This window comes from Rhodopseudomonas sp., assembly GCF_013377015.1.
Classification (GTDB): domain Bacteria; phylum Pseudomonadota; class Alphaproteobacteria; order Rhizobiales; family Xanthobacteraceae; genus JARJEH01.
On sequence record NZ_JACABA010000009.1, the window covers coordinates 39,987 to 50,671 of the forward strand.

General features: G+C 61.6%; 6 protein-coding genes. 5 read left to right on the forward strand and 1 reads right to left on the reverse strand.

From position 1 onward, the window contains the following. On the reverse strand, positions 1-651 hold the full coding sequence (locus HXX15_RS22650; RefSeq protein WP_296519170.1) for a BON domain-containing protein: 651 nt from the start codon (positions 649-651) through the stop codon (positions 1-3). 387 nt (positions 652-1,038) lie between these two features. On the opposite strand from HXX15_RS22650, the gene HXX15_RS22655 reads away from it, so the two are divergent. The 5 genes from HXX15_RS22655 to HXX15_RS22675 all read left to right on the forward strand — a co-directional run bounded on the left by HXX15_RS22655 (position 1,039) and on the right by HXX15_RS22675 (position 10,496). Further along, positions 1,039-3,402, forward strand: coding sequence for a phosphoketolase (locus HXX15_RS22655; protein ID WP_296519171.1), 2,364 nt, complete (start codon positions 1,039-1,041; stop codon positions 3,400-3,402). A 250-nt stretch (positions 3,403-3,652) separates the two neighbouring features. Then, complete coding sequence (locus tag HXX15_RS22660; RefSeq protein WP_296519176.1) at positions 3,653-4,114, forward strand: response regulator; 462 nt, start codon at positions 3,653-3,655, stop codon at positions 4,112-4,114. Between the two features lie 972 nt (positions 4,115-5,086). Then, complete coding sequence (locus HXX15_RS22665; protein ID WP_296519172.1) at positions 5,087-7,237, forward strand: methyl-accepting chemotaxis protein; 2,151 nt, start codon at positions 5,087-5,089, stop codon at positions 7,235-7,237. A gap of 371 nt (positions 7,238-7,608) precedes the next feature. Beyond that, entirely contained in the window at positions 7,609-8,391 is a 783-nt protein-coding gene (locus HXX15_RS22670; protein WP_296519173.1) for a carbonic anhydrase, read from the forward strand. A 44-nt stretch (positions 8,392-8,435) separates the two neighbouring features. Beyond that, complete coding sequence (locus tag HXX15_RS22675; RefSeq protein WP_296519174.1) at positions 8,436-10,496, forward strand: methyl-accepting chemotaxis protein; 2,061 nt, start codon at positions 8,436-8,438, stop codon at positions 10,494-10,496. Positions 10,497-10,685: the final 189 nt, after the last annotated feature.

Below are 10,685 nucleotides of genomic sequence, written 5' to 3' on the forward strand. Positions count from 1 at the left end.
TCAGCAGATCATCAGACGGTCATCGACGGCTGTTACGCCGGGCGTTGACCACGCCGCGTTCTGGACGGCTCGGCGGACATCCCAGGTGTCAACGCTGCCTTCCAGAACCACGGTATTTCCGTTCCGCACCGTCACGCGAATAGCTTTGGCTTCGATTTCAGCATGACGCTCGAGGGCCGACTCGATCTTCGCCCTAATGCACGAATGATCGCCGAAAGGATTGTTGATGACAATGTTGTTGGTGACGCCTTGCACCCCGGCCAGCTTGCGCACGTCGTCTTCCGCCGCGGTTCGCTCATAGTGCCAATCGACGGTCCCACTCAGCGTGATCCATCCATTCTCGACCTGGACTTCGACGGCGTTCGCCGGAACCAGAATGTTCCAGTCGAGAATGTCCGACGCCCGCTGCGCGATCTGGTCGTCGGAGGCCCGTTCGAACGGATATCGCACTTGAATATTCTCGGAGATGCCGTGGACACCTTTGACGCGGCGCGTCGCCGCGATCGCCGCCAGTTTTTCCGCGTAGCTGATCACGTGTCCGGTCAGGATCACGACGTCGTCTTCGATCGCCACGTTGATGTGCCCGCTATTGAAGCTCGGGTCGAACTCGTACTCGTCAAGGATGTCTTGACGGAGCTGGGACTCAGACATGATTGGCCTCGGGAGTTCCGGCTTGCTAGCCAGCGGCATCTTCCGCCCCCGCGAGACAAACACATTGATCCGAATCAACGGTCTTGCGGCGGTTCGCTTGATTCAAATCAAACTCCAGGCTGCGTGCGCGCCTCACGGCCTACGCCTGTCGTTCGCTCGTCGTGATCGCGATCAAGTTAATTGCTTACCGCTCGCGCAGGGTTAACGTGATGAATGAGGCCAGCCCGAACCAGCGAGTCGAAGCGGTCGCCTCGGTGCGGCCGGGCTCGCTCCATCTGCTTCGACGATGATGAGCGATGCTTTGGCAAGCACACGGCTTGCCATGGGCCGGTCCCACTTGGAATTCAGACTTGAGATCAGATCCCATAATACGACTTGGAGCCTATAATGCCTGATACTTTGTCGCCCGATCTCCTGCGGAAGATGCACGCTTACTGGCGCGCGGCCAATTACCTGTCCGTCGGACAGATCTACCTGCAGGACAATCCGATGCTCGACCAGCCGCTGCGGCTCGATCACATCAAGCCGCGCCTGCTCGGCCATTGGGGGACGACGCCCGGGCTCAACATGCTCTACGTCCACCTCAACCGGCTGATCAAGGACAACGATCTCAACATGATCTACATCATCGGCCCGGGCCATGGCGGTCCCGGTCTGGTGGCGAACAGCTATCTGGAAGGCTCCTACACCGAGCGCTATCCGGCAATCGAGCGCAACCGCTACGGCTTGCAGCGGCTGTTCCGCCAATTCTCCTGGCCGCATGGAATTCCCAGCCACGTTTCTCCCGAGACGCCCGGCTCGATTCATGAAGGCGGCGAACTCGGCTATTCGCTGGCGCATGCCTACGGTGCGGCATTCGACAATCCCGACCTGATCGTGTCCTGCGTCATCGGTGACGGTGAGGCCGAGACCGGCGCACTCGCCGCCAGCTGGCATTCCAACAAGTTCCTCAATCCCGCTCACGATGGTGCGGTGCTGCCGATCCTGCATTTGAACGGGTTCAAGATTGCCAATCCGACCATCCTGTCCCGGATCAGCCGCCAGGAACTCACCGATCTGATGCGGGGCTATGGCTATGAGCCGCATTTCGTCGAAGGCGACGATCCGGCGCTGGTGCATCAAAGCCTTGCCGCGACGCTCGATCGGATTCTTGCCGAGATTCGCAAGCTTCAAAGCGCCGCGCGCGAGGCCGCCGACGGCGAGGCGCTGCAGCGGCCGCGCTGGCCGATGATCGTGTTCCGCACGCCGAAGGGCTGGACCGGGCCGAAATTCGTTGACGGCAAGCCGGTCGAAGGAACCTGGCGCGCGCATCAGGTGCCGATCGCCGAATTCAAGAACCCCGAGCACATCCGGCAACTCGAAGACTGGATGAAGAGCTACCGGCCGGAAGAACTGTTCGACGACAAGGGAAGGTTCCTCGACGAGTTCGCGGCGCTCGCGCCGAACGGCCATTTCCGGATGGGGGCAAACCCGCATGCCAATGGCGGCGAATTGCTGCAGCCGTTGTCGATGCCGCACTTTCAGGACTACGCCGTCGCCGTGCCGTCGCCCGGCAGCGTCAAGGCGGAAGCGACGAGGGAGTTGGGAAGATTCCTGCGCGACGTCATGAAGCTCAATCTCGACGCCAAGAACTTCCGCCTGTTCGGTCCCGACGAGACCGCGTCGAATCGGCTTGACGCCGTGTTCGAAGTCGTCGGCAAGGAATGGATGGCCGAGGTCGAGGACGTCGACATCAATCTCAGCCAGCATGGCCGCGTCATGGAAGTGTTGAGCGAGCACTTGTGCGAGGGCTGGCTGGAAGGCTACCTGCTCACCGGCCGCCACGGGTTGTTTTCCTGTTACGAGGCCTTCATCCACATCATCGATTCGATGTTCAACCAGCACGCCAAATGGCTGAAGGTCAGCGCCGGGATTCCCTGGCGCAAGCCGATCGCATCGCTGAACTACCTGTTGACGTCGCATGTCTGGCGGCAGGACCATAACGGCTTCTCGCATCAGGATCCCGGCTTCATCGATCACGTCGCCAGTAAGAAGGCGGATGTGGTGCGGATCTATCTGCCGGCGGACGCCAACTGCCTGCTGTCGGTCGCCGATCATTGCCTGCGCAGCCGCAACTACATCAACCTGATCGTCGCCGGCAAGCAGCCGGAATGGCAGTGGCTCGATATGGAATCGGCGATTCGTCACTGCACCGCCGGCGCCGGTATCTGGCAATGGGCCAGCAACGACGCCGGCGATCCAGATGTGGTGATGGCCTGCGCCGGCGACGTGCCGACGGTCGAGGCGCTGGCGGCCGTAACCCTGCTGCGCGAGTACGTGCCGGACATCAGGGTTCGCCTGGTCAATGTGGTCGATCTGATGGTGTTGCAGCCGCGCTCGGAACATCCGCACGGTATGGAAGACAAGGACTTCGACGAATTGTTCACGGCCGACAAGCCGGTGATCTTCGCCTTCCACGGCTATCCCTCGATGATCCACAAGCTGACCTATCGGCGCCGTAACCACGGCAACATTCACGTTCGCGGCTACAAGGAGGAAGGCACCACCACGACGCCGTTCGACATGGTGGTGTTGAACGACCTCGATCGCTACCGGTTGGCGCTCGACGCGATCCGACGCATTCCACGGCTAAGCGGCCAGGTTGAGGCTGCGACCGCGCGTTACTGGGCGACCATGCAGCGGCATAAGCTCTATATCGGCGAGCATGGCGACGACATGCCGGAAGTGCGTGACTGGCACTGGACCTCGTAGTTTCACGAGCGGTCCATAGAAGTCTCCGGGATCCATATCGGCAATCCCGGAGACGATCAAATCGAAGAGTGCGGCGTAACGAGGCGTAAACTAACGGCGAACGTAGGCTCTCCGCACGCGCCGGCAACAGCATCGCATTAACGAAGGATTGCGCTCACACCGATATCGCTTGCGGCTCGACCGGATGCGGTGAATCGAAGGAGCGGCAATGAGTGTTCAGGATCAGGGTGGGTTGGTCGAGCCGGACGCGATGGCCGATAGGCTGATCGGATTGTTGAGCCTTCTGGTGGTCGACGATGACCCGATGCAGCGCATGTTGATTGCGAGCGCCGCGGAGAAGGCTGGCTACGCCGTGACGCAAGCGACGTCCTGCGCCGAGGGAATAGCCCAGATCCGCGCCCGGAATTTTTGCTGCGTCACCCTCGATCTGCGGCTCGACGACGGCGATGGCAGTGACGTGCTGCGAGCGATGGCCGCGGCCAATTATCATGGGCCGGTGATCGTCATCAGTGGCATGGACGCTCATCGTCGCAGCGCGTCGCGATTGCTGGCGCGATCGCTGGGCATGGAGCTGCTGCACAGCTTTCCGAAGCCGATCAACCTCGCCGCGTTGCGGATTTCGCTCGCCAATTTGCGCAGCACCGTGGCCGGATTGCCGATCGTGCATTCCTGGGGCGAGGTACGCGGCCCGAGATTCGAGCAGCAGAGCTGAGCTGCGCTTCGCTGCGCCGCCGAAACCGGAAGCCGGCGGGCGATGAATTTGGCGCGGGATGCCCGAAGTCCACTTTCGTCTATGTGTTTTCGAAGGCGCCGCGTGCAACGGCCTGACGCCGGGGCGAATTGAATGGCGACGAGCGGTCCCTGCGAACGATCAGCTCTGCGTAGTGCGGATGCGACCGGCCCCGCCCCGCCACGATCTCTCGCCTTATGCGTGTGAATGCAATTGCCGCGTTCTCGATGGCGTTTTCGATCTCCGACAACTCAATTAGCGCCCGCGTTACACCGCCAGCGTAACGCGCAAGGCGAAAAAATCATTATAGAAAACAATTACTTCCGATCGTCCGTAAATTTACGAATGCGATAGATTTGCAGCTCAATGTCTGTGGAACGGAGTAGCGAAGACGATTCGTCGGCGCAGACTAACAAGCGATCCCGGATCAATGCGGGGTCTCAGCGCGCGGTTCGACGTCGTTGCTTCGCCGATGGTTTCGCGCATTTCCGTCTTTGACGGAATGCCATGTTACGCGTCATCCAAGGCCGTTCATCTCCTCGATTGAGGATGGTGATCGAAAAGATGGCGGAGGTGCGATCGATAATCGCTCCTGCGGAGGAACAGTATGACGCAACTTCAGCGAAAGACTCACGCAACATCCGGTGCGCCGCAACGGGCAGAGTTTCCGATGATCGTACCAATACGTGGATACCAAATATGAATTCCAGCTGAATTCGTTTCCCGGGATAGTTGTGACCGGCTTTGGGGTCGCTCAACAAATGGGGGCTATGACCTGCAGCAATCGCGGCGACGATTGTACCCCGAAGAACTCTCGGCAGCAGGTTCGGCGATATCGGACGTGCAGCGCCTGGAGTGCTGCATTCGACTCAACAAGACCGCGGGCGTTCGACGCCAGCGTGCGCGGTCCTACGCCATCCGGCACTCTGATCGATCTTCTTTGGAGCAGCAGCTATGCGCACGAATCTTCCCGTTACCAATGTCGAATACTCGCTTGGCGACGACACGTTAATCGTGTCAAAGACTGATACCAAGGGCAAGCTGACCTACTTCAACGACCAGTTCGTCAAAGCCGCCGGCTTCACCGAGCAGGAGTTGATCGGTCAACCGCACAACATCATCCGCCACCCGGACATGCCGCCGGAGGCGTTCGAAAATCTCTGGGATACGCTGAAAGCCGGCAAGCCGTGGGCCGGCGCGGTGAAGAACCGCCGCAAGGATGGCGGGTTCTATTGGGTGCTGGCCAGCGCGACACCGATTTGGGAGAACGGCCAGATCAGCGGCTATATGTCGGTCAGGACCAAATTGCCCGCTGATCAGCGCGCGGAGGCCGAACACGTCTACGGGCAGATTCGTGCGAAGAAGGCAGGGAATTACCGGATCGAAGCCGGCATCATCCGCAGCCGGACCTGGGCCGACGCCTTCGCGGTATTCACGCGCACCTTGAAGGCGCGGCTGACCACTGTCGTCGCGGTACAGGCAACATTGATGGTGATCATCGGCGCTGTCGGCCTGCTGGCGGCACGCGACAGCAACATCCGACTGAAATCGATCTATGAGGATCGCGCGGTCCCGTTGACGCAGCTGTTCGCGATCAACGATCGCATGAAGGACAACACCATCGTCCAATATGATGCCGCCGCCGCCGGCCGCCTCGGCAAGCCGGTCGGAGACGTGGCTGGAAGGGTGGCCTCCAACATCGAGGCGATCAACAAGACCTGGAGCGCGTATATCGCAACCAACCTAACGCCCGAGGAAAAGAGCGTGGCGGACAGCTTCGCGCCGAAGCGCAAGAACTATGTCGAGAACGCCGTCAAGCCCGGGTTAGCGCTACTTGCCGATCGCAAATTCGACGAGCTTGGTGCGCTATTGGCGGGGACCGGCAATGAGCTGTTCGCTGTCGCCAAGCAGGATCTCGACAAGCTGGTGGCGATCCAGATCAAGGAGGCCAAAGCGGAGTTCGACACGGCGTCGCAGCAGTACCTACTGGTGTTGGGCGTGGCGGCCACCATCCTCGTCGCGGGCCTGTTGCTGGGCGGAATGCTCGGTGTGCAGACCCTTCGCGCGATCGGCCGACCGATGCAGCGTCTCAATGATGCGATGGAGGCGGTCGCACAGGGCCGGTTCAACGGCCGGGTCGTGATCGAGCGCGATGACGAGATCGGCGTGGCGCTGCGCAACATCCTGGCGATGCAGAACAAGCTCGGCTTCGATCGCGAGGAGCAGAGGGACACTGCGCAGCGGGTTGCGCATCAGCGCAAGCTCGAGATGAACCAACTCGCCAACGACTTCGAATCCGCGGTCGGCGAGATCATCGAGACGGTGTCGTCGGCCTCCACCCAACTGGAAGCCTCGGCCGGAACCCTGACCTCGAGCGCCGAACGCTCGCAGCAATTGACCATCGTGGTCGCGGCGGCGTCGGAAGAAGCCTCCACCAATGTACAGTCGGTGGCCTCGGCCACCGAGGAGATGGCGTCGTCGGTCAACGAGATCAGCCGTCAGGTGCAGGACTCCGCCAGGATTGCCAACGAGGCGGTGGATCAGGCGCGCAAGACCAACGACCGCGTCGGCGAATTGTCGCATGCGGCCGGTCGGATCGGCGCCGTCGTCGAGCTGATCAACACCATCGCCGGCCAGACCAACCTGCTGGCCCTGAACGCCACCATCGAGGCGGCGCGAGCCGGCGAGGCCGGCCGCGGCTTCGCGGTGGTCGCGTCGGAAGTGAAGGCGTTGGCGGAGCAGACCGCGAAGGCCACCGGCGAGATCAGCCAGCAGATCTCGGGGATCCAGGCGGCGACCGATCAGTCGGTCGTGGCGATCCGCGAAATCGGCGCGACCATAGGCAAGATGTCGGAAATATCGTCGACCATCGCCTCGGCGGTGGAGGAGCAGGGCGCGGCGACGCAGGAAATCTCCCGCAACGTCCAGCAGGCCGCGCAAGGCACCATGCAGGTGAGTTCGAACATCACCGATGTTCAGCGCGGCGCCTCGGAGACCGGTTCGGCCTCGTCGCAGGTGCTTTCGGCGGCGCAATCGCTGTCGCGCGACAGCACCCGGCTCAGGAACGAGGTCGGCAAGTTCCTCAGCACGGTACGCGCGGCCTGAGGCCGCGCGCATTGATAATTCTAATCGGTTCGAAACGAACGAAAGCACGCTGAGCAACGAGGTTACTTCTATCAGTCGAATTGGCTTCCGAGCAAAGCCCATATTCCGCTGTCGCGCAGCAGCAGCAGGCCGGGCTCTAAAGTGAGAGGCTTACCGTCATGGACGACCGACTTCCTCAACACGATCCGCATCGCTCGATGCGGGCGTGCGGAATTCGAGCGTTGATGCACTGACGGGACAAAGCGGATCTTAAGTACAATGAGAAAAACTAACAATTGCATTACTATTCGTCCGTTTCCGCGGACAATCGATCAACCGAGACCTGCGCTTGGCGATCCAACGAAGCTGCCGAACCAGTCTGGAGCAATGACATGACCGTTAATCGTCGATCCTTCGCGCGCGGGCTTCTCGCTTGCGCTTGCTGTTTCAAGGTTGGAGCGGCGTTCGCGGAGTCGGGCGGCCACGGCCAGCAGGGCGGGGCGGCCCATTGGAGCTACGAAGGCGAGGGCGGTCCGGAAAAATGGGGCGAGTTGCAGACCGACTTCAAGGTCTGCCAGCTCGGCGTGGAACAGACGCCGATCGATCTCAGCGGTGGCATCAAGGGCGACCCGGGTGCGGTGGAATACGACTACAAGACCTTGCCGCTGCGGATGATTAACAACGGCCACACCATCCAGGTGAATGCGGAGCCCGGCAGCGCCTGCCTGATCGGCGGCACGCGCTATGAATTGTTGCAGTTCCATCTGCATCATCCGAGCGAACACCTGCTCGGGGGAAAGAATTTCGATTTGGAATGCCATTTCGTGCACAAGTCGAGTGCGGGCGCGCTCGCCGTCACCGGCGTATTCTTCCGGCCCGGCGCAACGAATGCGGCGCTGAAGGCGTTCTTCGAGGGAATGCCGGCGAAGCAGGGGCCAGAGGTGCTGGCCGGCGGGACGGTCGACGTGGCCGCGGTGCTGCCGAAGAACCGCGGCTACTTCCGCTACATGGGGTCGTTGACGACGCCCCCGTGCTCGGAAGGCCTGACCTGGACCGTGCACAACGAGCCGGTCGAAGCGTCGGTCGAACAGATCAAGCAATTCGCGGCGTTGTTTCCGAGCAACGCGCGCCCGGTGCAGAAGCGCAACCGCCGCTTCCTGATCGACGCCTCCTGATTCCCGACATTTCTCCTCATCCAGCCAGTATCAAGGTATCCGACATGTCCAAGACAGCGACTGCCGCAACATCCTCCGGCCCATTGAGCTTCTTCACCAATCTCAAGATCAACACCAAGATCATGATCGGCTTCGGGCTGGTGCTGGCGCTGACCGCGCTGATTTCCGCGATGTCGTATCGCGGCTTCGGCAAAGTGTCCGAGGGATTTGAAGCCTTCAATCAGCGCGTGACGGTGGTCGGGCTGGCCCGCGACGTCGATCGTGGCTTCGTCGCGTTCCGCCGCTTCGTGCGGGAATACTCGTTGTCCGGCGACGACGGCCTGATCGGCGAGGCCAGGAATCGGCAGCGGGCCCTGGACGACAGCATCAAGCAGGGGCTCGATCAGATCAAGAATCCCGAGCGGCACAAGAAGATGGCCGAGCTCGGAGAAAGCTACAAGCTTTACGTCGCCAATTTCGACAAGCTGATTGCACTGAAGCAGGAGCAGAACAAGCTGACCAAGGAGGTGCTCGATCCACTCGGCATGAAGTCGCGCAGTGAGATCGAGGAACTGCAGTCCGTGGCGGTGAGCCGGGCCGGCAATTCCAACACCATGATCCTTGCCGGCGAGGCCCTGAAGCAGTTGCTGCTGGCCCGCCTCAACGTCAACAAGCTGCTCGGTCGCCATGACCAGAGTTCGGCCGAGGCCGCCGAGAAGGCGTTGGCGGACCTGAAGACGGCGATGACCGCGTTCGGCGCGAACATCATCAGCGATGACGTGCGCAAGGTATTCACCGAGACCAACGCCAATATCCAGAAATACACCGACGCCTACCATACGGCGGCGCACAATGCCCACGAGGTCGAAGTCCTCGCCACCACTGAGTTGCCGAAGCTCGCGGCTGCGATCGCGGCCGATGCCGAGGCCATCAAGACCTCCGGCGTTGCCGAAGAGAAACAGATCGAGCACGACACCACGAGCCTGATTGCGTCGACCGAGAACTTCGTCCTGATGCTGGCGGGCGGCAGCCTGATCCTCGGCGTTGCGCTCGCCTTGCTGATCGGACGCGCGATCGCCAAGCCGGTGGTTGGGCTGTGCGCCGGAATGCGTGAACTGGCCGGCGGCAACTTCAACGTGGTGCTGCCCGGGATCGGCCGCGGCGACGAAGTCGGCGACATGGCGCAGGCCGTCGAGACCTTCAAGGTCAACGCCGAACACAAGGCGCGCGAGGAAGCCGAAGCCAAAATCAAGCAGGATCAGATCGCCGCTCAACAGCGCAAGCAGGACATGATCAGGCTCGCCGATCAGTTCGAATCCGCGGTCGGCGAGATCATCGAGACGGTGTCGTCGGCCTCGACCGAGCTGGAAGCCTCGGCCGGAACCCTAACCTCGACCGCCGAACGCTCGCAGCAATTGACCATCGTGGTCGCGGCGGCGTCGGAGGAAGCCTCCACCAATGTGCAGTCTGTGGCCTCGGCGACCGAGGAAATGGCGTCATCGGTCAACGAGATCAGCCGCCAGGTCCAGGAATCCGCCAGGATCGCCAATGAGGCGGTGGATCAGGCGCGCAAGACCAACGACCGGGTCAGCGAACTGTCGACCGCGGCGGCGCGGATCGGCGACGTCGTCGAATTGATCAACACCATCGCCGGCCAGACCAACCTGTTGGCGCTGAACGCCACCATCGAGGCGGCACGAGCCGGCGAGGCCGGCCGCGGCTTCGCGGTGGTCGCGTCGGAAGTGAAGGCGTTGGCGGAGCAGACCGCGAAGGCCACCGGCGAGATCAGCCAGCAGATCTCGGGGATCCAGGCGGCGACCGATCAGTCGGTCGTGGCGATCCGCGAAATCGGCGCGACCATAGGCAAGATGTCGGAAATATCGTCGACCATCGCCTCGGCGGTGGAGGAGCAGGGCGCGGCGACGCAGGAAATCTCCCGCAACGTCCAGCAGGCCGCGCAAGGCACCATGCAGGTGAGTTCGAACATCACCGATGTTCAGCGCGGCGCCTCGGAGACCGGTTCGGCCTCGTCGCAGGTGCTTTCGGCGGCGCAATCGCTGTCGCGCGACAGCACCCGGCTCAGGAACGAGGTCGGCAAGTTCCTCAGCACGGTGCGCGCGGCCTGAGGCCGCGTTTACCGGTAGTTCTACGCGGCTCGAAATTAACGAGAGCGTAGAGCAGTTTCGCTAACTCTGTCGGTGGAACCCAAATTCCGCGCCGAAGCCTACGCAGCAGACCGGATTTTAAAGTGAAAGGCGAAGTGTCATGGACGATCTTCTGCGTGAATTTCTGACTGAGACGAACGAGAGTCTGGA

Bases quoted from the DNA above. Each gene is read 5' to 3' on its own strand.
- HXX15_RS22655 (WP_296519171.1), top strand. From the start codon at position 1,039: ATGCCTGATACTTTGTCGCCCGATCTCCTGCGGAAGATGCACGCTTAC.
- HXX15_RS22670 (WP_296519173.1), top strand. From the start codon at position 7,609: ATGACCGTTAATCGTCGATCCTTCGCGCGCGGGCTTCTCGCTTGCGCT.
- HXX15_RS22660 (WP_296519176.1), top strand. From the start codon at position 3,653: ATGGCCGATAGGCTGATCGGATTGTTGAGCCTTCTGGTGGTCGACGAT.
- HXX15_RS22665 (WP_296519172.1), top strand. From the start codon at position 5,087: ATGCGCACGAATCTTCCCGTTACCAATGTCGAATACTCGCTTGGCGAC.
- HXX15_RS22650 (WP_296519170.1), bottom strand. From the start codon at position 651: ATGTCTGAGTCCCAGCTCCGTCAAGACATCCTTGACGAGTACGAGTTC.
- HXX15_RS22675 (WP_296519174.1), top strand. From the start codon at position 8,436: ATGTCCAAGACAGCGACTGCCGCAACATCCTCCGGCCCATTGAGCTTC.